Origin of the sequence: Leptobacterium flavescens (genome assembly GCF_010671605.1) — a bacterium.
GTDB lineage: Bacteria > Bacteroidota > Bacteroidia > Flavobacteriales > Flavobacteriaceae > Leptobacterium > Leptobacterium flavescens.
In genome coordinates this window covers 808143-829988 of record NZ_JAABOO010000002.1, presented here as the reverse complement: position 1 = coordinate 829988, position 21846 = coordinate 808143, and the positions used below count along the sequence as shown (strand labels likewise).

The following is a 21846-nucleotide window of genomic DNA, read 5'->3' as shown; positions in this document are numbered from 1 at the left end:
CGGATCAGTCGACTGTTTTAAACTTTTCTACAATATATAATTCTTAAATATAATGACGTCACAGACACAAAAACTCACTTTTAAAAAGTTATTAGGATACTTTAAAATTGCTGTAACCGGTAAGGAACAGGAATTTACCAGTGGTAGTATCCGTAGAGCCATCTTTATGCTCTCCATTCCTATGATCCTGGAGATGCTGATGGAATCTATTTTTGCACTGGTAGATATAGCCTATGTATCACGGGTCAGCGTAAATGCAGTGGCCACCATCGGACTTACCGAATCGGTGCTTACACTGGTCTATGCTGTTGCTATCGGCTTAAGTATGGCCGCTACCGCCGTAGTGGCGAGAAGAGTAGGGGAAAAAGATATAAAAGGAGCTAATCAGGCTGCGGTACAGGTAATTTTTCTCGGAGTCGGGATTGCTGTGATCATCAGTGTTATTGGGATCCTTTTCCCAAGAGAGATCCTCGGATTGATGGGAGGAGAACAGGATCTTATAGATGAAGGTTACGGCTATACCCAGGTATTGCTCGGAGGGAATATTACCATTATGCTTTTATTCCTTATCAATGCTATTTTCCGGGGAGCGGGAGACGCATCAATTGCCATGTGGACCCTTATATTTTCCAATACCCTGAATATTATTCTGGACCCGATCTTTATTTTCGGATTCGGACCAGTTCCTGCCTTCGGTGTGGAAGGAGCAGCTATAGCTACTACCATAGGAAGGGGATCTGCGGTATTATTCCAGCTGTTCATTCTTTTCTATGGATGGGGAAGGATAAAACTGAGAGTCAGGGATATTGTTTTCAGGGCCAAGATCATGCTAAATCTCATTAAGGTTTCGCTTGGTGGAATAGGACAATTCCTGATCGGAACCTCAAGCTGGGTGTTCTTAATGCGTATCATGGCCGAGTTTGGAAGTGAGGTGCTGGCAGGTTATACCATCTCGATCAGGGTGATCATGTTTACGATGATGCCATCCTGGGGAATGAGTAATGCCGCTGCAACCCTGGTAGGACAAAACCTGGGGGCCAAACAACCCGAAAGAGCCGAGCAATCGGTTTGGAAAACAGGAAAGTACAATGCCATTTTTATGGCAATCGTATCGCTGATATATTTACTCTTTGCGCATTTTATTATCGGCCTGTTCAGCAGTAAACCGGAGGTAATTACCTACGGTGCTCTGAGCTTGCAGATCATAGCCGCAGGATATATCTTTTACGCATACGGAATGGTGATCATTCAGGCATTTAACGGTGCCGGGGATACAAGAACCCCCACCATCATTAACTTTTTCTGTTTCTGGATCTTTCAGTTACCTTTTGCCTACCTGATGGCCGTTGTGCTGGACGGAGGGCCCAGAGGCGTTTACTGGGGAATAACCCTGGCTGAGGTATTGATCACTGTAGTAGGGATCTATATGTTCAGACGCGGCAGATGGAAAACCGTACAGGTATAGAAATATAATGGAAACCCTGACGTTGACAGTCAGGGTTTTTTATTTAAAAACACATTTCATACTAATTTTGTTTTTCGCCTTATTAACGATCTAATTTTTATTAATTTTAGATTTAAAATACTTTCAACATGAAAAAGAGACCAGGATTAAATACAGTTTGTACACATACGGGAGAAGTAGAAGACAAGAGGTTCGGAGGCGCAGTCTCACCCCTTTATATGTCTACAGCCTATGTGTTTGAAGATATTGACGAGAAACGTTACCCGAGATATTTCAATACGCCTAACCAACAGGCATTGTGCAGAAAGATCGCAGCTCTGGAACATGCCGAGGATGCTTTGATCTTCGGAAGCGGAATGGCGGCGATAAGCAGTGCCCTGTTTGCTTTTTTGAGAAAAGGAGACCACGTGGTTTTCCAGAACACCCTTTATGGTGGGACCATTAATCTGGTAAGGGAAGAATTTGAGAAATTCGGTATAGAATACAGTTTTACCGAGGGCTTTGCTCCCGAAGATTTTGAAAGGGAAATCCGCCCGGAAACAAAAGTCATTTATATAGAGACCCCTTCCAATCCCTTGCTGACGATTACAGATATCAGGGCTATCTCTGCCATGGCTAAAAAGCACAATCTGGTTTCCATGATCGATAATACCTTTGCCAGCCCGGTAAACCAGAACCCGATAGATCTGGGTATAGATATCGTATTACACAGTGCTACCAAATACCTTGGAGGGCATAGTGATATTCTGGCCGGAGCCGTAGCCTCCAATTCCGAATATATAGACAGGATCTTTCAGCTGGCCAAGAATTTCGGAGGAAGCCTGAGCGACTATACAGTGTGGCTGCTGGAACGAAGTATAAAAACCCTGGGAGTACGAGTAAAAGCACAGAATAAGAATGCCAAGAAAATGGCTAAGTTCCTGGCTAAACACAGCGATGTGGAGAAGGTGTATTATCCCGGACTTAAATCACACCCGGATCATGAACTGGCAAAATCGCAAATGAGAGGCTTTGGAGGTATGCTGTCTTTTGAATTAAAAGACGGCCTGGATGTTTCCGAATTCCAGAAATCCCTTAAACTGATCAAGCCGGTAATGAGCCTGGCGGGAGTAGAAAGTACTATCTTATCTCCGACACTTACCTCTCACGCGCTTCTGACCCCTGAAGAAAGAGAGAAGCAAGGAATAAAGGACGGCCTCATCAGATTCTCCCTGGGCATCGAAGATGTTAAGGACCTGATGGAAGATATAGACCAGGCCATTGAAAATGTTAAGTCGAAAGTTGAAGTTGTAAGTTAATTTTTTGAAATATTTTTGCAAACAAACCGACTCACTTTAACCTTACCATATATTAAAAGATAAATGAAATTAGATATACTCGCCATAGGGGCTCATCCCGATGATGTTGAACTGGGATGTGGTGCAACCATTGCCAAGGAAATTGCAAACGGTAAAAAAGTAGGAATTATAGATCTGACCCGCGGAGAGCTGGGAACCAGAGGATCTGCCGAACTCAGGGATGAGGAAGCAAAAATAGCTGCCGGGATCCTGGGAGTGGTAGCCAGGGAAAACCTTGGGTTTGCCGATGGTTTCTTTTCCAACGATAAAGCGCATCAGCTGGAGATCATTAAAATGATACGTAAATACAGACCGGATATCGTTCTGTGCAACGCAATAGACGACAGGCATATAGATCACGGAAGGGGAAGTAAACTGGTAAGTGATGCCTGTTTCCTGAGTGGACTGATCAAAATAGAGACCCGATCGGAAAGCGGGGAAGTACAGGAAGCCTGGAGGCCCAAACATGTGTATCACTATATACAATGGAAAAACCTGGAGCCCGATTTTGTAGTAGATGTTACCGGTTTTATAGAAAAGAAAAAGGAAGCCGTATTAGCTTACAGCTCTCAGTTCTTCGATCCGAACAGTGATAAGCCGGAGACACCTATCAGTAGCCGAAATTTTATAGACAGTGTGAGTTACAGGGCCCGCGATCTGGGCAGGCTGATAGGCAAGGAGCATGCTGAAGGCTTTACTGTAGAACGTTTTGTTGCAGTAGACAGCCTGGACGATCTTATTTAATAAAAAGGTTTTCCTGTTGGGAAAAACCTAATTTGTTTATTTTCAGGGGAAGGAGAAGACAAGAGTAAAAAGCTGTTCTTTCCACTGGAAAAAGAAGATAAAATATTCGCCAAAATCCTTTGAAGAAAAGGCTAAATAAATTACATTTGCATCCGCAATTCGCATGGTGGTTGTAGCTCAGCTGGTTAGAGCGCTGGATTGTGGTTCCAGAGGTCGCCGGTTCGAACCCGGTCTTCCACCCAAAAAAGCCTTCAAAAATTTTTGAAGGCTTTTTTTATACGCAAAAACAAAGCTTGCTTTGGATTTTGCGTATAAAAAAAGTATCAGGCATAAGCCTGAAGGCTTTATTGGCAGGTTTCCCATACTCCGGATCAGTGCAGCTAACCCGTTTTTGATAAGCTTGCTTTGGATCAAAAGACAGAAAAGTACTTTAATAGCTTCCATATAGAGGAAGCTTTTTTACTTTTATATCCTAATACTTTAATATGAAAAAGAGAAAACTTGTTTGCCTTGGCGACAGCCTTACCGAAGGATATGGTGTTGAAAGAGTATACTGGTGGAGCGAACTTCTGGATCGCACTTTGGACATTGAGATTGTTAATGAAGGGATATCCGGAGATACCACCGGTGGTATGCTGGCCAGATTCAAAACTTCCGTTATAGACCACGATCCATCCCATCTGCTCATTACGGGAGGAACAAACGACCTCTATTTCGGTATTCCGAATCATTATATTATCAGTAACATCATGGCAATGACCCGGCAGGCAAGGTATAGAGGGATCATTTCTGTTATCGGGATCCCAACTCCCTTTTTCCCGCCCGAACCTCAAAGCAGGCATACCTTTCAGGAAGGAATGGATTATGTTAAGCTTATTGAGTCTTATCAGGAGGAACTGAGAAGATATGCAAAAGAGGATGAATTTGAAGTAATAGACTTTTCACTGAATATGGAACCTCATTTGTTCCTGGAAGATGGCCTCCATGCCAATGAAGAAGGGCACAGGCAAATGTATAAAAACGCAAGACCGATCCTGGAAAGAATATTTGATCTGTAGATGATATCACACTTATAAACAAAAAAGATCCCGGGAGCATATCCCGGGATCTTTTTATATATAGAATAAGATATTACTTATTTAGCTTCAACCGCCTTATCAGCAATAATACGCTTGTCACGGTTAGCAACTTCCCATGCGGTATAGAATACCAATTTGGTTCTGTTGGTTAAAAGATCGTACTGGATCTTGTCAGGAGTATCACTCGGACGGTGATAATCGTCGTGAGTACCGTTAAAATAGAAAATGATCGGTACATTGTTCTTCGCGAAGTTATAGTGGTCACTTCTGTAGTAGAAACGGTTTGGATCATTTTCGTCATTATAAGTATAATCGAGAGTGATATTGGTGTACTTCTTATTCACTTCTTCGGAAAGATTGTGAAGCTCCGTACTTAATTTATCAGAACCGATCAGGTATACATAATTTCTGTCACCTTCTCTTTTAGGGTCTGTTCTTCCGATCATATCTATGTTAAGGTCGGCTACTGTGCTTTCCAGCGGGAAGATAGGATTGTCGGTATAGTATCTGGATCCTAATAAACCTTTTTCTTCTCCTGTAACGTGAAGGAAAACAACAGAACGCTTAGGTCCGTTTCCATCATCGGCGGCTTTTTTAAAGGCCTCAGCAATTTCCAGTACAGCAACAGTTCCGGAACCGTCATCATCTGCTCCGTTGTATACTTCTCCGTTCTTTACACCTTCATGATCCAGGTGAGCAGAGATCACTAAAAACTCATTTGGCTTCTCAGAACCTTTAATATAAGCCACTACATTTTCAGAAGAGATTTCTTTTGATTTGCTTTCAAAAGCAACTTTCAAGTCAGCTGTCTGCGTAGAAGAACTATAAGTACTTTCAATTCCGGGATAAACTGCGGTAGCAACATCTTTGTTCACAAAAAGATAGAAGAAAGGATTCTTCTCCTGCGACTTAAGGCTGATACGCCCATTCTGCTGATTCTTCAGGAAGTTGAATTGCTGCTGGATCACACCAAAGTTAGCTTCGTCAAAGAATAATAGCCCTTTAGCTCCTTTTTCTCTGGCAAGACCGATCTTTTCGTTGAAAGCCTGTCTCAGGTTAGACCATTTTGACGCTTCCGAAGAACCGCTTATTTTATAAGTACCATCATCATTCTTAGGCTCTCCTGCCTTGATAAGTACTACTTTACCTTTAACATCCAGGTTTGCATAATCTGAATATTTCTCGTCCTCGATACCGTATCCGGCATAAACTACATTTGCAGCTCCGGTACTGATATTTCCAGGTCCGCCAAAAGTGGCAAAATCCTTTCCAAGGGTGAAATCTTTTCCGTTAACGGAGAATTGAACTCCGGGAACACTACTGATTTCCAAAGGAACATTCTGGAAGTAATCCCCGTCAGACTTAGCAGCAGGAATTCCCATTTTTACATAATGGTCCTTTAAGTAATTTACAGCTTTCTTTTGTCCGGGCTGTCCGGTTTCTCTTCCTTGAAATTCATCGGAAGCATATGTGTAGAGATGCTTGGTAAGATCTTCCTGTGTAATGGTCTGGGCATAAGGAGTCGGGTCGTAATTGGCCCCCTTCTTTTCTTCTTTTTTCTCGGTAGTCGTCTGTTGCGCTGAATTACAGGCTACAGTCAGTCCCAAGAGGACTAAAAATACTTTTTTCATTTAAATCGTTTTAAAGTTCTGTCTACAAGCTATCTTATTGAATAATGTTTAATTTTTGGCTTGTTTCAATAGCTATTTTAAAAATATTCCCAAATATATTGAAAAAACCATCGCATAACGCAAAATTGACCTAAAATTAAGATTCCCCTTTTTCATTTCACAAACCGGCTGAAAATGCGTAAAAATCTAAAAGCTTCCAATTTGAAAAACCTCCGTTTTTTTAGTAATTTAGTTAGATGAGGAACACCCTGGCCATCACTTTAATATTTGTTCTTTTCCTCACTTCATGCAGGCGCTGCAAAGATATAGATGCTGTTGCTGCAAAAAGTGTTCAGGAAGAGGTGTTGGATACATTGTTTACTGACAGCATTCCGGCGAACGTGAAGCCCGATATTATCGACATTACTCCTTTATCCGAACTGGCCGATACTGTTTTTGTCAACTTAAAAAACTACAACAACGGTTTTAGTTATGACCTCAGGTATGCGACAGCAGACAATTTCTTAAAGGAAAAAGTTTATGAGTGCGGGGAATGCTATACCAGGGTTAAAACTGCAAAAGCCCTTATCGCTGCCAATGAAGAATTAAGAAAGAAGGGGTATCGTATTCATTTTTTTGATTGTTACAGGCCTCATGATGTGCAAAAGAAAATGTGGACCATATTACCCAATTCGCAATATGTTGCCAATCCTGCCAAGGGCTCTATACACAACAGGGGAGGTGCCGTGGATATTACACTTGCAAAACTCGATGGAACTGTATTGGATATGGGAACAGCCTTTGATTACTTTGGAAGGGAAGCATATCACGATTACACTCTTCATTCGGAGGAGATCAACAACAACAGAAGACTGCTGAAAGAAACTATGGAAAAATACGGTTTCTGGTCTGTCAGGACCGAATGGTGGCATTATAATCTGAAAACCACTTCAGCTTACGGGATTGCTAATTTTACCTGGGATTGTGAAGATTAAAAGTCAACGATCATGATCTCGACCCTGCGATTTCTCTTTTCATCTTCTACCGTTTCTTCGGGCCAGGCTCTTGGAGAACTAAAGCCAAAGCCTTTATAGGAGATCCTGTCCGGATGGATATTCTTGAAATTGATAAGGTATTCGTAAATGGTCCTAGCCCTGTCTACGGAGAGCGTTTTGGTTTTAGTATCTATATTAATAACATCTCCAGGATCATCTCCCCCGCAGCAGACATGTCCCTGAACTTCTATTTTAAACCCTCTGTTTCTCTGAAGAAAAGATCCGATACTATCGAGAACGCTGGTGGAATAATCATACATCTTGGTACGACCCCTGAAGAAATACAGATTTTTGATCTCTATTTTATCGCCTATATGTATATCCCTGACCGGAATTCCCAAAAACAAACTGTCTATAATGGGGATATCCGCTTCAACGCCCTGGTAAAAAACAGTAATATCTACCCTGCGGTCGTAAGAGTTTCCACTCTCCTCCAGTTTTTCCTTGCTGAATAATTCGCCGAATCCCTTTTTTCTGATATTTGTGTTAAGGGTGTCGACAATCACGCTCAGATATTGATAGACGGCTGTGGCCCGACTAAAAGACAATTCCTTGTTGTATTCGTTAGTATCTATATAGTCGGCATAACCCTTGATGTCTATTTTAGAAATATCTAAGGCCTTTAAAGGGGACAATTCATGTTTTATCTTAGCCTTTTGCTGTTCATTTAACTCATAAACACCAGTGTCATAATAAAGAGAAAAATTAATAGCTTGTTGACTAAGCCCCTGATAGCAACATAGTAAAAGCAAAAATAATTTCTTCATATAACCAATATAAAAAAGTTTTCAAAATCTTCCTTTTTTACTCTTTTAAACGAAAAATAAAGTCGGGGAATTGTATTAAACCTCTTAAGTTAACGATTTTTTACAGCATAAAACTATTTTATCGTTATTCATATCGGTCGTGAAAAAGCAATACAGATTACCTCCCCCAGCTATTTTAAGGTTCTTTCGAACCTGAGCAACGCTCTCGGGGAAATTTCGTGTACTGATATGGGCTTTGGTGTTTTTAAAGAAAGATCTGAGCTGTTTTTTCTGATAATTCAGCTTTTCTTCCAGGCTGAAGACCCTCCCGGGGAAAGCTAGCAGCTTATCTGAAGTGTATAAATGAGAATGTTTGTGAAGCTTATGTACTCCGAGCTTTCCGGCAAGCGTCTTAAAGGCCCCGGCTTTAAGAATAGCTGCATTGGGCTCATATATGTATTTAAGAGGTAATGAAAGCGTAGCTTCACTCTCTTTTTCATCTTCATGGATAAAATCAAAAAGCTGATCCCCGTCTTTTTTTAAATTGATTGTCTTTATCACAATAGAACCTGAATATCCCTTCTCAATAACCCATAACAGTTCTTTTACTTCATTGTTCAGTGCCACAACATGGATCTCTTTTACAAACGAAAGCTCCTTTAAGCCAACAGATATGTCCAGAAGGGGAGATGTCTTGATAAGGATATTGGAAGAGAATTCTAAAAGTGTGTCGAGGTTCTCCGGAACATTGGGTGTGCAATCACTCAACATAAAAACTTTTCCTTTTACATCATCTCTCCGGGAAGGATCTGTGTAGATCCAGTCGAATTGTTCCTTTTCCCGCTGTAAAAAAGAGAGGCCGTCCCGGGCCACCGTCCGGATATTTTCTACTCCTAAAATTTCGTAGTTATGAGTAACGATTTTGGAGAGTTCCTCATTAATTTCACAATGAATAAGGGACTCTGTTCTCTGTGCAAAAAAATAGGAATCCACCCCGAAACCTCCGGAGAGGTCTATCATCTTTTTTCCGCTTACGATCCCTGCTTTATACCGGGCGGTAGATTCGGAAGACGTCTGTTCTATAGAAAGTTTGTTGGGATAGTAAATTTGGGCAGTATTAAACCAGGTAGGCAATTTTGTTTCGCACTTTTTCCTGGCTTCGATCTGTTCGGCGATCTCTTTGGCCGAAACTTCCTGAAAAGGAACGCCTTTTAGCAAAACTGCCGTTATGTCAGTATTTGAATTTTTATTTATAAAATCCTGTATTCCAGCCTTTAATATGTTCTTGTTCAAAGTGTTGCTATAAATCTTTAGTGAGAGATCTTACAATCTTGTTTTCCGCCAAAAATTCCTTTAAAATCACCTTAATTGCCGTATAACTGGGCACCGCAACGATCATTCCAACCACTCCGAAAAGGAGTCCGCCTATAATGATCACCAAAAAGATCTCCAGGGGGTGAGATTTTACACTACTGGAAAAAATAAAGGGTTGACTAAAGAAGTTATCTATCAGTTGTCCGATGATAAACCCTATCATCACATAAATGGTTTTTGGCAAAATAACACTGCTGAAATCCTGCCCCAGATTACTGGTCATTGTCAGCAATAACATCAGGAAACCACCTACCAGCGGTCCGATATACGGGATCAGGTTAAGAAGGGCGCACAGAAAGGCAATGACCACCGCATTTTCAATTCCGAAAACGAGGAGGACTATGGTGTAGATCACAAAGAGGATCAGGATCTGAAAAACCAATCCGACAAAGTATCTTGAAAGTAGATCTTTGATCTTATTCATGGATTTTCTCAATCTGCTTTCTTTGTTATCGGGGATAAGAACCATAATACTATCCTCAAACAATTTACTGTCCTTTAAAAAGAAAAAGGAAATAAAAACTACCGAAAAGAAACCTATACTAAAACTCCCGAGAGTTCCGATCAGGCTGTTCAGGAAATTTGGAATAGCCCCGAAATCGAGTCCCGATAAAAGATTAGATTCCTTTATGGTCTTTTCAATATCTATATCGTTAATGGCAAAATAGTCGATGACCTCTCTGTAAAGGTTTTCAATATTAAGCTGCAGTTCTTCTATATTTAAGAGAGAAAGGTTCTGTCCCTGTTTTACCAGTAAGGGGACAAACATGGAGATCAGACCAATAATGAGCCCTACCATAAGTACCATGGTAACGATAACAGCCAGGGTATTTTTGAATTTTAATCTTCGTCTGAGAAAAATAACAATAGGACGGCCTATAAGAGCCACCACAGCTGCAATGGCAATATATACAATAACCGATTGGATCTTATACAGGAAGTAAAATAACAAGGCTACCCCTAATAATATGGAGATAGCTCTCAGGATGCCGCTGGCAATAATTTTAGGATTCATTTATTTATAGGGTTGGTTTTGTTTTTTAATTTTTGAAAACGTATTGGACGATATTCGCTCCCATTCTCAGGGCCTTTAAGCGTACTTCTTCCGGATCGTTATGGATCTCCGGGTTTTCCCATCCGTCTCCCAAATCGCTCTCGAAAGTGAACAATAAGACCAGCCTGCCTTCGTGGAATATACCAAAAGCCTGCGATCTCTTACCGTCGTGTTCGTGGATCTTCGGAAGCCCGTTCGGGAATTTGTACTTCTGATCGAAGATCGGATGCTCTTTAGATAATTCAACGAGTTCTTTACCCGGAAAGACCTTTTTTAACTCTTTCCTGAGATAGGGTTCCATTCCGTAATTATCATCGATATGAAGAAACCCGCCCGAAAGCAAATAATCCCTTAGGTTAGAGGCCTCCTCATCATTAAAGTAAACATTTCCGTGCCCTGTCATATGCAGGAACGGGAATTGAAATATATCTATACTTCCAACATCTACCGTTTGTGGTTTTGGATTGATCCGGGTATTGATATTCTGATTGCAAAAATTAATAAGATTAGGAAGTGCTGTCGGATTGGAATACCAATCGCCGCCACCGCCGTATTTTAAAATGGCAATATCCTGAGAATAAGCTGTTCCGGAAAAAAAAAGGAAAGATAATATTATGTTAAAAAGAGTAAGCCGCATAATCCTTAATCGAACATATTTAAAGATGATTTCAAAAATAATCATTATTCAGGGAAAATATCTCCCTCTTATTTTTTGAAAAATAAAAAAAATCTGACGAATCTTCTAAAATTCAAAACTTAAATTACATGAAAAAGCTGCTTTTAACATTTGTTATCATTTTAGGATTAGGATTTACTACTACAGAGAGATCCAACCTTGCCTTCGAGCCTATTGTCGTTCTGGAATTATTTACCTCTCAGGGGTGCTCCAGTTGTCCTTCTGCCGATAAATTGCTCAATGAGGTGAGAAAGGAATACAATGAAAAGAATGTATTTGCCTTGTCCTATCACGTTTCCTACTGGAACTATATAGGATGGAAAGATCCTTTTAGCAAAGAGGAATATACCGAGAAGCAACATGCGTATGCAGCCAAGTTCAGAAGCCGTTCTGTGTATACACCTCAATTGGTAGTGAACGGAAAAGAACATTTTGTGGGTTCTGATCAGTACAAACTCTACTCCAGGTTAAAGAGTTATTCGAAAACTTCTGTTCCCAATCAGGTGATATTAAAGAATGTGAAAAAGAACGGAAGTGAAGTTTCTTTCGATTACGAGCTTAAGGGGAACCTTTCAGGTAAAAAACTACGTACGGTATTGGTGATCAATGAAAGAGAGACGTTTGTAAAGAGAGGAGAGAACAGGAACAGAAAACTGACCAACTCCAACATTGTAGTCGCAGAAAGATATATAGATCCATCAGCGGGAAATACAAAAGGATTAAAGATCAGGGTGCCTGAAATTGTAGAGGCCGGAGATGAGTTACAGCTTATTACCCTGGTAGAAGATGCAAATTTAAATATTACGGGAGCTGCGAAAAAGGCTTTATAGATTTATAAAAGCTACGCTATGGCATGCTACAACAGCCGCAGTCTCTGTACGTAGCCGGGTTTCTCCTAACATGAGCGGGAGAAACCCGTTTTTTTTTGCCAGTTCTATCTCATCCTTCGAAAAATCGCCTTCGGGGCCTATGAGAATAAGAGAATCTTCCTCTGCTTTTAATGTGTCTTTTAAATTGGTTCGTTCCGTTTCCTCACAATGAGCTATAAATAACTTCTCATTCCCGTTTTCCTGGCTTAAGAACTGAGCCAGCGGAATTGCTTCATTGAGTTTAGGGAGATAACAGCTGAGGGATTGTTTCATAGCCGATTGTAATATCCTCTCAAAGCGGGAAGCCTTTATCTGCTTCCGCTCCGAATGTTTACAGATGACCGGTGTAATTTCATGGATCCCGATCTCCGTTGCTTTTTCGAGAAACCATTCATAGCGTTCATTCATTTTGGTCGGAGCTACCGCCATATGAAGCTTGTATTTAGAAGGAGGTTGTAATTCGCTATCTGTGATATTTACAATACATTTTTTTATATCGGCTATCTGTACTTCGGCTTTGAACAACCAGCCTTGTCCGTTGGTAATATGAATAATATCGCCTTCTTTTTTCCTCAGTACTTTAATGATATGTTTACTTTCCTCTCTGTCGAAGGTATAAGTACGGGTAGAAGGATCTATAGCCGGATTGTAAAAAAGCTGCATAAAAAAATATTTAAATTGAATACCTGGCTTTGGCGGTTACCGTCTCATCGGAGAAATTCCCTTCCAGGTATTTTAAATAACCTACAATGGCTATCATAGCTGCATTATCGGTGCAATATTCAAATTTAGGAACAAAACTTTTCCATCCGTAACGGGACTCCCCGTCTTTCAGCATGGCTCTTACTCCCGAATTGGCGGAAACTCCACCTCCGATAGCGATCTGTTTTATACCTGTTTCCTTCACCGCCTTTTTGAGTTTGTCCTTTAAGATCTCGATAATGGTATACTGGATGGATGCACAGATATCGTCCAGGTTCTCCTCAATAAAATTTGGGTTCTCCTTTAGTTTTCCCTGGATAAAATACAGGATCCCTGTCTTTAAACCGCTGAAGCTAAAATTAAGCCCGTCCACTCTTGGCTTGGTAAATGAGAAGGCTTTCGGATTCCCTTTTTGTGCATGTTTATCTATCAAAGGACCTCCGGGATAGGGGAGTCCGAGTATTTTGGCACTTTTATCGAAAGCTTCCCCCACGGCATCATCAATGGTTTCTCCGATAACCTCCATGTCAAAATAGTGATTCACTTTTACGATCTGCGTATGCCCACCACTGATGGTCATGGCCAGAAAAGGAAAGGAAGGTTTGCTCTGTTCTTCCTCCTCTATAAAGTGTGCCAGAATGTGTGCCTGCATATGGTTTACTTCTATCAGGGGAATGTCCAGACCCAGGGCCAGCGACTTGGAAAATGAAGTTCCGACAAGTAATGATCCCATTAAGCCGGGTCCGCGCGTAAAAGCTATGGCTGATAACTGTTTTTTGTCGATATTTGCCTTAACTAAAGCCTGATGAACAACCGGTACGATATTTTGTTGATGTGCTCTGGAAGCAAGTTCCGGAACAACACCGCCATATTCCTCGTGAATTTTCTGATTGGCAACAACATTAGATAATATTTTTCCGTTGAACAATATAGCCGCCGATGTGTCATCACAGGATGATTCAATAGCAAGGATGTAAATTTTAGAAGTATCCATTCAATGAATTTGGAATAATAATTGTACTGTTGCAAAAGTAAAACATAAACCGCTATCAAAAAACTTAGAAAAATATTGTTGAGAACCCTTTTGGCAATTTTAATATTGCTCTTTGTGGTTGTCATCGTTTTTTCTATCCCGGCGGTTCAGAACGGTATTGCAAGACGCCTTACCAATTCCCTTAACAAAGATTACAATACGAACATCTCCATTGATAAAGTAGACCTGTCGCTTTTAGGCCAGGTAGCCCTAAAGGGAGTATATGTTCAGGATTATAAAAAAGATACACTTATCTATATCGATCGCCTGAACACTTCTATCTTAAGCGCCAGGAATGCCATAAACGGGAAGCTTGAGTTCGGAACTATCGATATTGATGAACTCACCTTTAACCTCAAGACCTATGAGGGAGAGCGGGACACCAATCTCGATATTTTTGTGGCAAAACTGGAAGGAGAGGAGGATACTACATCTACCTCTTCGTCTTTTTTACTCACTTCTTCTCTCATCAGAATGAACAAAAGTAAGTTCAGACTGATCGATGAAAACACGGATCCTGAAAAGATTTTGGATTTTTCCGATCTGAGGGCCAGGGTAAACGATTTTAAAATTGAAGGTCCCAATGTTAACGGGTTGATCCGTAAACTGGGCTTTACGTCAGACCGCGAACTGGAAATGGAAGATCTGAACACAGATTTTACCTATACCCTTAAGCAGATGCGTTTTGATGATCTGAGTATTAAAACACCCAAGTCGGAGCTTAAAGGAGAACTGGTCTTTAATTACAGGCGTGAAGATTTTGCGAATTTCCTCAATGCAGTAAAGGTGTCGGCTAAATTTAACGAATCGACGGTAGCACTGGAAGAAGTCAATCATTTTTACAATGAATTCGGAAGGACCAAAACAGTTACTTTTTCTACGGAGATAGAAGGGGTGCTGAATAACTTTACCGCCCTTAATACCGACCTGAAGTCGGATAGATCTATTATCAGGGGTGATTTTAATTTCCATAATATATTTACCTCTTCAGCCGATTTTAAACTGGATGCGGGAATAGAGAATGTTTCCTCCAGTTATTATGAGCTAAAGGCATTATTGCCGGATATTCTTGGGAACAACCTTCCCTCGTCTTTTGCCAAGCTCGGCTATTTTACCATCAACGGAAGCTCGGTGATCACTGAAGAAGACATCAATGCATCGATCACTCTTTTTACCGATCTGGGAACGAGCTATTCCAATATGGAACTGACACATATAGACGATATAGACAATGCCTCTTACAAAGGCTTTGTTTCTTTTATAGATTTCGATCTCGGGAAGTTTCTCAACGACCCCGATCTAGGTCAGGCAACCCTCGACTTTAACGTAGACGGAAGCGGTTTTACCCAGGAAACCCTGAATACGGAGGTTATCGGTAAAATTTTAAAGATCAGATACAACGAATACGATTATACCAATATCGATGTTTCAGGAGTATTGAAAGATCAGTTGTTTGACGGGAACATGATCTCCAGGGATCCGAACTTTAAATTTAATTTTAAAGGACTGGCAGATCTCTCTCAGGAGAAGAATAAATTTAACTTCATAGCCTCTGTTGATTATGCCGATTTTAAAAAGCTGAATATCATCACTACAGACAGTACTTCTGTCTTTAAGGGGAATATAGATATTAATATGACCGGTAACTCCCTGGATAATGTAGAAGGGGAGATCACTTTTACTAAAACCAATTACACCAATCAGACCGATAGCTATTATTTTGAAGATTTTAAAGTAACCTCGTCCTTTACCGGGGAGGAAAGGGAACTCACGATTAATTCTCCCGATTTTATCACCGGAAACATTAAGGGGAAATTTTACATTGTAGAACTGCGGAAGCTGATAGAAAATTCTATCGGAAGTATTTATACCAATTACAACCCCAGTGAAGTGACTTCCGGGCAGTATATGGATTTTAACCTGAAGATCTACAATAAGATCGTTGAGGTTTTTTATCCGGATGTCAGGTTCGGAAAGAACACCTTTATCAGAGGGAAGGTAGTTGCTGATGAAGGCGATTTTAAACTCACATTTAAATCCCCGAGAATTGACGCTTTCGGGAAAAGTTTTGACGATGTAAATGTTCAGATAGACAACAAGAACCCTTTATTCAACACCTATGTGGCGGTAAAAGATATAGATGCAGGTTTCTATAAAGTAACCGATTTTAACCTGATCAACGCTACAGTAAAAGACACCTTATTCTTTAGAACGGAGTTTAAGGGAGGAGATGATTATACAGACATATACAATCTTAACTTCTACCACACCTTTAATAAGAAGAACAGATCGGTGATCGGGCTTAAGAGATCGGATGTGGGCTTTAAGGGAACCAAATGGCTGCTTAATAAAAACAATAACAGTAAGAACAGGGTGGTTTTTAACCGTACCCTCGACAGTATTGATGTAGACGAGATAGATATGACCTTCGGAGAGGAACAGATCAACCTCCGTGGAGTACTTATCGATTCTACATACAAGAACATTAAGCTTCAGTTTAAAAAGGTGGCCCTGGACAAGATTACTCCTACCATAGATAGCCTGTCTATGAACGGGGTGGTGAACGGGGAGCTTAATATCCTTCAGCGGAACAGCAATTATTTCCCCTCGTCCAATCTGGTCATAGATCATTTTTCTCTTAATAATTTTGATCTGGGAACTTTAGATATAGGTATCATAGGAAGTGAGAGTATTACAGAATACACGGTAGATGCAGGCTTATTCAATAGTTTCAGGGAACAGTTGCGGATCATTGGAAAAGCCAACTTCGATACCAAGGATGCTATTGTAGACCTGCAGGCCTATATAGATAATCTGGATCTCGAACCCTTTAGTCCGCTGGGAGAAGACGTCATATCCGATATACGGGGCTTTGTTTCGGGAGAAGCCCGGATCACGGGACCTTTGCGAAACCCGGATATACGAGGACAACTCAGACTGAACGAGGCCGGGCTGAAAGTACCTTATCTTAATGTTGACCTGAACTTTAATGAACAGGCCAGTGTAAAGCTTCACGATCAGACCATAGAATTCGATAATGTGGCGCTTACAGATACCAAGTACAGTACAGGCGCCCTGCTGAACGGAACGATCACTCATACCAATTTCGAGGATTGGTTCCTCAACCTGAAGCTGAATACCAACGGAGGAAGATTCCTGGTGCTGGATACCGAATTCAGTGAGGATGAATTGTACTACGGAACCGGATTTATTAGTGGGGAAGCCGATATTTTCGGACTTACGGATGCTCTTACCATAAAGGTGAATGCCAGAACAGAGGAAGGAACCTCCTTTAAGATCCCGATCAGCGATGTGACCTCGATCGGAGATTCTTCCTTTATCAATTTCGTCAACAAAAATGAAACCATTGAGGAAAGAAATCAGCGGGAGTTGGCAGAGTACCAGGGACTGGAGCTGGAGTTCGATCTTGATGTGAATGACAACGCCGAAGTAGAGATCGTGGTAGACCGGAAATCGGGAAGTACGCTGAGAGGAAGAGGAGCGGGGAACCTTCTGATAGAGATCAACACCAATGGTAAATTCAGGATGTGGGGTGACTTCCTTACCTATAGCGGAATATATAATTTTAAGTATAAAGGTTTACTGGATAAGAAATTTACGGTGCTTCCCAACGGAACCATCAACTGGGATGGAGATCCGCTAAAGGCGAATGTAAACTTACAGGCGGTTTATTCAACGTCGGCTAATCCGGCCGTCTTGCTGGATAATGCTTCTGTAACAAGGAAGATCGATACGGATGTGGTCATAAAACTGGAGGGAGAGTTACTTCAGCCTACCATAGAATATGAAATACAATTCCCCAATACCAATGCCGTAACGGTTTCTGAGCTTAACTACAGGCTTGAAGATAAGAACAGAAGGGAGCTTCAGGCATTATCCCTTTTATCGCAGGGGACCTTTATTAATGAGGTGAGTATTACGCAACAGGCACTTACCGGAAACCTGATAGAAACGGCTTCGAGTCTTATTAACGATATCCTGAACGGCGATAATGATAAATTAAATATTGGTGTTTCCTATGAACAGGGAGACAGGAGCCCTCTGGGGATCAATACCGAGGACAGGTTCGGGGTAACGGTCTCTACACAGATCAATGAACGTATCCTAATTAATGGTAAGATAGGGGTGCCGATCGGGGGAGTAACAGAATCTGTGGTGGCAGGAGATGTGGAAGTGCAGATCCTCCTTAACGAAGACGGGAGCCTGAGTGCTAAAATATTTAATAAGGAAAACGAAATACAGCAGTTTTTATCCGATCAGATAGGGTATACCCAGGGGGTTGGTCTTTCCTACCAGGTAGAATTCGATACGTTTAAGCAATTAATGCGTAAAATTTTCAAGAAATCCGATGCTAAAAAAGAGGAGAAAAAGAAGAAACCCGAAACCCAGGAAGTTGTAAAGGATGACTTACTGAATTTTTCTCCCAAGAAGAAGAAAAAATCCTCTTCTCAAAACAAAAAATAATTCCCCCTTCGGGAAGTTACCTTCTTTCCCGTACGCAAAATTCCAAATGTGTTTTTTACGAGTAAAACCGGAAATAAAATCGGTTTAAAGGGTAGTTTTTATGCTTCTATAACCCTCTTTAAACATGAGAATTAAAAAAAATTATTAACGAAAACGTTTGAAATTTTAGAAGGCGCAAAAATTAGATCAGACTATACTTAAAAAGTAAAATAAGTTTGGTAGCTTTACTTTTCTAAACGAAATATAATGACGCTAAACGTAAAAAAAATAGCCGTTTTAACGTCGGGTGGAGATTCTCCCGGAATGAATGCAGCTTTAAGATCTGTTGTTAGAACCTGTGCGTATTACCATGTGCAATGCGTGGGAATTTACAGGGGATATCAGGGGATGATAGAAGGCGATTTCAAGGAGTTGAATGCCCGTAGCGTGAATAATATTGTCAACAAAGGAGGGACGATATTAAAATCGGCGCGTTCGCAAGAATTCAGAACTACGGAAGGACGGGAAAAAGCCCATGAGAACCTCAAGGAACATGGGATTGAAGCTTTTGTAGTAATTGGTGGAGACGGAAGTTTTACAGGAGCCATGATCTTTAATGAAGAATATGGCTTTCCGGTAATGGGGATTCCGGGTACAATAGACAATGATATTTATGGGACCAATTTTACCCTTGGTTTTGACACTGCCTTAAATACCGTCGTTGAGGCAATCGATAAGATCAGGGATACCGCCAGTTCCCATAATAGATTGTTCTTTGTTGAGGTCATGGGAAGGGATGTAGGACATATTGCGCTCAACGCAGGTGTGGGAGCAGGTGCCGAAGAGATCCTTATCCCGGAAGAAGACCTTGGTCTGGGACGTTTGCTGGAATCTCTTAAACGAAGTAAACTTTCAGGAAAATCATCCAGTATTGTTGTTGTTGCCGAGGGCGATAAGATCGGGAAGAACGTATTCGAACTAAAAGAATATGTAGAAGAGAATATGCCCGATTATGACGTTCGCGTTTCCGTTCTTGGGCATATGCAACGAGGTGGTTCTCCTTCCTGCTTTGACAGGGTGCTGGCCAGTAGAATGGGAGTAAAGGCCGTAGAGAGCATCCTGGAAGGCAAAACAAATTATATGGTTGGGGTAGTGAATAATAAAATGGCCCTCACACCCCTGGAAAAAGCCATAAAAGGACACTCATCCATAGATACTGAATTGCTGAGAGTGTCTGATATCATGACTACTTAAAAATTAATAAAAATCAAGAATTTATGACAAAAGTAAAAATAGGAATTAACGGCTTTGGAAGAATCGGAAGATTGGTATTGAGAGCAGCTGTTAAAAGAAATGATATAGAGGTTGTTGGAGTTAACGATTTACTCGATGTAAATCACCTTGCATATTTACTGGAATACGATTCCGTACATGGAAAGTTTGACGGAAAAGTTGAGGTTAAGGACGGAAATCTGGTAGTAGATGGTAAATCCATCAGGGTAAGTGCGGAGAGAGATCCCAGAAACCTGAAATGGGATGAAATAGGAGCGGAGATCGTTGCAGAATGTACAGGGATATTCACAACACAGGAATCGGCGAATTACCATATAGAAGCAGGAGCTAAAAAAGTGGTTATTTCTGCGCCTTCAAAGGATGCACCTATGTATGTTTACGGGGTAAACCACAAGGAGATCAAAGCATCGGAAACCATTGTGTCTAACGCTTCCTGTACAACAAATTGCCTGGCTCCGATTGCCAAGGTTTTAAATGATGAATTCGGAATAGCAGAAGGTCTTATGACCACAGTACATGCTACTACCGCTACACAGTTAACAGTAGACGGTCCTTCCAGAAAGGATTTCAGAGGAGGAAGAAGTGCAATGATCAATATTATACCGGCTTCGACAGGAGCTGCAAAAGCGGTAACCAAAGTTATCCCTGCTCTTGAAGGAAAACTAACGGGAATGGCTTTCAGGGTACCTACTGCAGATGTTTCTGTTGTAGACCTTACCGTTCGACTGGAAAAGAAGACTTCCTATGAAGAGATCAAAAAGGTAATGAAGAATGCATCTGAAACCGGCGATCTTAAGGGAGTACTGGGATATACGGAGGCTCCGGTGGTTTCTCAGGACTTTGTGGGAGAGACAAGAACCAGTGTTTTTGATGCGGAAGCAGGTATGGAACTCAACCCGAACTTCTTTAAGATTGTTTCGTGGTATGATAACGAGGCAGGCTTTTCAAATAAATTACTAGATTTGGTGGCTCATACCGCATCTCTGTAGAATGAGGAAAAACGATTGAGGTTTTTACCTGTGGGGGTAAAGGCCATATTTAAAAAAATGATATGGTATTAATAGTAGACAGTGGGGCAACAAAATCCGATTGGATTGCCCTTGACGAAGATGGAAATCAATTGTTTATGACGCAAACTTTAGGCTTAAGTCCTGAAGTCCTGACCAGGGAGATCATAGATGAGCGATTGGCAAATAATTTTGAATTGTCCAAGCACAGAAAGGAAATAAGTCGTCTGTTCTTTTACGGCGCCGGCTGCGGGACCATCAGAATGAAAAATTATTTGACAGATATATTCCAGGCCTACTTTGTAAATGCCGAGATCTCCGTCAAAGAAGATACCTATGCTGCGGCTTATGCAACTACTGCTCCGGATGAGCAGGCGGTTGTATGTATCCTCGGAACAGGTTCTAACTGTTGTTATTTTGACGGGAATCAGTTGTATCAGAAAGTGCATTCCCTTGGATATATCTTAATGGATGATTGCAGCGGGAATTACTTCGGGCGACAGTTGATCAGGGATTTTTATTTTAATAAAATGCCATTGCAACTGGTCAAGAAATTCGAGCAGGAATACGACCTGGATGCCGATGTTATTAAAAATAACCTGTACAAACAGCCCAATCCGAATACCTATCTGGCTACTTTTGCCAAGTTTATAATTCAGAACAAGAACGAAGACTATTGTCAGAAACTTATAAAGAAGGGTGCTCAGCTCTTTATAGATAATTTTATCCGTCAGTTTAAGGAGGCAGAACATGTGCCTGTGAATTTTGTCGGGAGTATAGCGTACTATCTTCAGGATGAACTAAGAGCCATACTTAAAGAAAATAATCTAAAACCTGGAAATATACTGAGAAGACCTATAGACGGCCTGGTAAAATACCATCAGGCGGTATTCCATTAAAACAAAAAAAAGCCACTGAAAAGTGGCTTTTTTATTATTTAGATGCGATCATTGAGATCTCCACATTTACATATTTCGGAAGATTGGCAACTTCCACGGTTTCCCGTGCAGGTGCGGTATCTTCATTAAAATAGGAACCGTAAACTCCGTTCACCGAAGCAAAATTGTTCATATCACTCAGGAAGATGGAGGTTTTAAGCACATTTTCAAAGTTCATTCCGGCTTCTTCCAGAACCGCTTTAAGGTTCTCCATTACCTGTCTGGTTTCGTCCTCGATCCCCGATTGTACCATTTCTCCGGTTTTAGGATCTATCGGGATCTGTCCGGAAAGATATAAGGTATTTCCGCTAAGAACGGCTTGATTATAAGGCCCCAGAGGTGCAGGAGCTTTATCTGTTTTGATGATCTTTTTCATAATAAAATTGTATGGTTATTTAAA

General features: G+C 41.0%; 18 protein-coding genes and 1 tRNA gene. 11 read left to right on the top strand and 8 right to left on the bottom strand.

Annotated features, from left to right (window positions below; translation table 11 throughout):
* Positions 1-52 precede the first annotated feature (52 nt).
* The 5 genes from GWK08_RS11275 to GWK08_RS11255 all read left to right on the top strand — a co-directional run bounded on the left by GWK08_RS11275 (position 53) and on the right by GWK08_RS11255 (position 4604).
* Complete coding sequence (locus GWK08_RS11275) at positions 53-1465, top strand: MATE family efflux transporter (RefSeq protein ID WP_163607290.1); 1413 nt, start codon at positions 53-55, stop codon at positions 1463-1465.
* A 128-nt stretch (positions 1466-1593) separates the two neighbouring features.
* On the top strand, positions 1594-2763 hold the full coding sequence (locus tag GWK08_RS11270) for a trans-sulfuration enzyme family protein (RefSeq protein WP_163607289.1): 1170 nt from the start codon (positions 1594-1596) through the stop codon (positions 2761-2763).
* Between the two features lie 63 nt (positions 2764-2826).
* Positions 2827-3546 carry a bacillithiol biosynthesis deacetylase BshB1 gene (gene bshB1 / locus GWK08_RS11265; RefSeq protein ID WP_163607288.1) on the top strand — a complete coding sequence of 240 codons (720 nt, stop codon included), beginning with the start codon at positions 2827-2829 and terminating at the stop codon, positions 3544-3546.
* 165 nt (positions 3547-3711) lie between these two features.
* Positions 3712-3787 (top strand) — tRNA-His (locus GWK08_RS11260).
* A gap of 244 nt (positions 3788-4031) precedes the next feature.
* Positions 4032-4604 carry a GDSL-type esterase/lipase family protein gene (locus GWK08_RS11255; RefSeq protein WP_163607287.1) on the top strand — a complete coding sequence of 191 codons (573 nt, stop codon included), beginning with the start codon at positions 4032-4034 and terminating at the stop codon, positions 4602-4604.
* Between the two features lie 77 nt (positions 4605-4681).
* Here GWK08_RS11255 and GWK08_RS11250 read toward each other — a convergent pair whose 3' ends face one another.
* Positions 4682-6256 (bottom strand): M28 family metallopeptidase, encoded by a 1575-nt coding sequence (locus GWK08_RS11250; protein WP_163607286.1) that lies wholly within the window; start codon positions 6254-6256, stop codon positions 4682-4684.
* A 236-nt stretch (positions 6257-6492) separates the two neighbouring features.
* On the opposite strand from GWK08_RS11250, the gene GWK08_RS11245 reads away from it, so the two are divergent.
* Positions 6493-7230, top strand: coding sequence for a M15 family metallopeptidase (locus GWK08_RS11245; RefSeq protein ID WP_163607285.1), 738 nt, complete (start codon positions 6493-6495; stop codon positions 7228-7230).
* Here the strand turns inward: GWK08_RS11245 and GWK08_RS11240 are convergent.
* The 4 genes from GWK08_RS11240 to GWK08_RS11225 all read right to left on the bottom strand — a co-directional run bounded on the left by GWK08_RS11240 (position 7227) and on the right by GWK08_RS11225 (position 11101).
* Positions 7227-8057 (bottom strand): OmpA family protein, encoded by an 831-nt coding sequence (locus tag GWK08_RS11240; RefSeq protein ID WP_163607284.1) that lies wholly within the window; start codon positions 8055-8057, stop codon positions 7227-7229. The genes GWK08_RS11245 and GWK08_RS11240 overlap by 4 nt on opposite strands.
* An 84-nt stretch (positions 8058-8141) precedes the next feature.
* Positions 8142-9329 (bottom strand): class I SAM-dependent methyltransferase, encoded by a 1188-nt coding sequence (locus tag GWK08_RS11235; protein ID WP_163607283.1) that lies wholly within the window; start codon positions 9327-9329, stop codon positions 8142-8144.
* Between the two features lie 7 nt (positions 9330-9336).
* Positions 9337-10425 carry an AI-2E family transporter gene (locus tag GWK08_RS11230; protein ID WP_163607282.1) on the bottom strand — a complete coding sequence of 363 codons (1089 nt, stop codon included), beginning with the start codon at positions 10423-10425 and terminating at the stop codon, positions 9337-9339.
* Positions 10426-10450: 25 nt separating this feature from the next.
* Positions 10451-11101, bottom strand: coding sequence for a DUF4159 domain-containing protein (locus GWK08_RS11225; RefSeq protein WP_163607281.1), 651 nt, complete (start codon positions 11099-11101; stop codon positions 10451-10453).
* Between the two features lie 128 nt (positions 11102-11229).
* Here GWK08_RS11225 and GWK08_RS11220 point away from each other — a divergent pair, with 128 nt between their 5' ends.
* Complete coding sequence (locus GWK08_RS11220) at positions 11230-11970, top strand: DUF1223 domain-containing protein (RefSeq protein WP_163607280.1); 741 nt, start codon at positions 11230-11232, stop codon at positions 11968-11970.
* Here the strand turns inward: GWK08_RS11220 and GWK08_RS11215 are convergent.
* On the bottom strand, positions 11965-12672 hold the full coding sequence (locus GWK08_RS11215; RefSeq protein ID WP_163607279.1) for a 16S rRNA (uracil(1498)-N(3))-methyltransferase: 708 nt from the start codon (positions 12670-12672) through the stop codon (positions 11965-11967). The genes GWK08_RS11220 and GWK08_RS11215 overlap by 6 nt on opposite strands.
* Positions 12673-12682: 10 nt before the next feature.
* Positions 12683-13705, bottom strand: a complete 1023-nt coding sequence (tsaD, locus tag GWK08_RS11210) for a tRNA (adenosine(37)-N6)-threonylcarbamoyltransferase complex transferase subunit TsaD (protein ID WP_163607278.1) — start codon at positions 13703-13705, stop codon at positions 12683-12685.
* A gap of 78 nt (positions 13706-13783) precedes the next feature.
* Between tsaD and GWK08_RS11205 the strand changes: the two genes are divergently transcribed.
* The 4 genes from GWK08_RS11205 to GWK08_RS11190 all read left to right on the top strand — a co-directional run bounded on the left by GWK08_RS11205 (position 13784) and on the right by GWK08_RS11190 (position 21407).
* A complete protein-coding gene (locus GWK08_RS11205) occupies positions 13784-18229 on the top strand; it encodes a translocation/assembly module TamB domain-containing protein (RefSeq protein WP_204336043.1) in 4446 nt (1481 codons plus the stop codon).
* A gap of 246 nt (positions 18230-18475) precedes the next feature.
* Positions 18476-19462, top strand: a complete 987-nt coding sequence (gene pfkA, locus GWK08_RS11200; protein WP_163607277.1) for a 6-phosphofructokinase — start codon at positions 18476-18478, stop codon at positions 19460-19462.
* Positions 19463-19485: 23 nt separating this feature from the next.
* The gene (gene gap, locus GWK08_RS11195; protein ID WP_163607276.1) at positions 19486-20490 is read left to right on the top strand and encodes a type I glyceraldehyde-3-phosphate dehydrogenase; all 1005 of its coding nucleotides are present in this window, start codon (positions 19486-19488) and stop codon (positions 20488-20490) included.
* Positions 20491-20552: 62 nt separating this feature from the next.
* Positions 20553-21407: an N-acetylglucosamine kinase gene (locus tag GWK08_RS11190; protein ID WP_163607275.1), complete on the top strand. Its 855-nt coding sequence runs from the start codon at positions 20553-20555 to the stop codon at positions 21405-21407.
* Positions 21408-21441: 34 nt separating this feature from the next.
* On the opposite strand, the gene GWK08_RS11185 is transcribed toward GWK08_RS11190, so the two are convergent.
* Complete coding sequence (locus GWK08_RS11185; RefSeq protein ID WP_163607274.1) at positions 21442-21822, bottom strand: RidA family protein; 381 nt, start codon at positions 21820-21822, stop codon at positions 21442-21444.
* Between the last annotated feature and the right edge of the window lie 24 nt (positions 21823-21846).

Coding starts and splice junctions, on each gene's coding strand:
- GWK08_RS11230 (WP_163607282.1), bottom strand. CDS start 10,425: ATGAATCCTAAAATTATTGCCAGCGGCATCCTGAGAGCTATCTCCATA.
- GWK08_RS11220 (WP_163607280.1), top strand. CDS start 11,230: ATGAAAAAGCTGCTTTTAACATTTGTTATCATTTTAGGATTAGGATTT.
- pfkA (WP_163607277.1), top strand. CDS start 18,476: ATGACGCTAAACGTAAAAAAAATAGCCGTTTTAACGTCGGGTGGAGAT.
- GWK08_RS11225 (WP_163607281.1), bottom strand. CDS start 11,101: ATGCGGCTTACTCTTTTTAACATAATATTATCTTTCCTTTTTTTTTCC.
- GWK08_RS11270 (WP_163607289.1), top strand. CDS start 1,594: ATGAAAAAGAGACCAGGATTAAATACAGTTTGTACACATACGGGAGAA.
- GWK08_RS11275 (WP_163607290.1), top strand. CDS start 53: ATGACGTCACAGACACAAAAACTCACTTTTAAAAAGTTATTAGGATAC.
- GWK08_RS11250 (WP_163607286.1), bottom strand. CDS start 6,256: ATGAAAAAAGTATTTTTAGTCCTCTTGGGACTGACTGTAGCCTGTAAT.
- GWK08_RS11255 (WP_163607287.1), top strand. CDS start 4,032: ATGAAAAAGAGAAAACTTGTTTGCCTTGGCGACAGCCTTACCGAAGGA.
- bshB1 (WP_163607288.1), top strand. CDS start 2,827: ATGAAATTAGATATACTCGCCATAGGGGCTCATCCCGATGATGTTGAA.
- GWK08_RS11215 (WP_163607279.1), bottom strand. CDS start 12,672: ATGCAGCTTTTTTACAATCCGGCTATAGATCCTTCTACCCGTACTTAT.
- gap (WP_163607276.1), top strand. CDS start 19,486: ATGACAAAAGTAAAAATAGGAATTAACGGCTTTGGAAGAATCGGAAGA.
- GWK08_RS11185 (WP_163607274.1), bottom strand. CDS start 21,822: ATGAAAAAGATCATCAAAACAGATAAAGCTCCTGCACCTCTGGGGCCT.
- tsaD (WP_163607278.1), bottom strand. CDS start 13,705: ATGGATACTTCTAAAATTTACATCCTTGCTATTGAATCATCCTGTGAT.
- GWK08_RS11190 (WP_163607275.1), top strand. CDS start 20,553: ATGGTATTAATAGTAGACAGTGGGGCAACAAAATCCGATTGGATTGCC.
- GWK08_RS11240 (WP_163607284.1), bottom strand. CDS start 8,057: ATGAAGAAATTATTTTTGCTTTTACTATGTTGCTATCAGGGGCTTAGT.
- GWK08_RS11245 (WP_163607285.1), top strand. CDS start 6,493: ATGAGGAACACCCTGGCCATCACTTTAATATTTGTTCTTTTCCTCACT.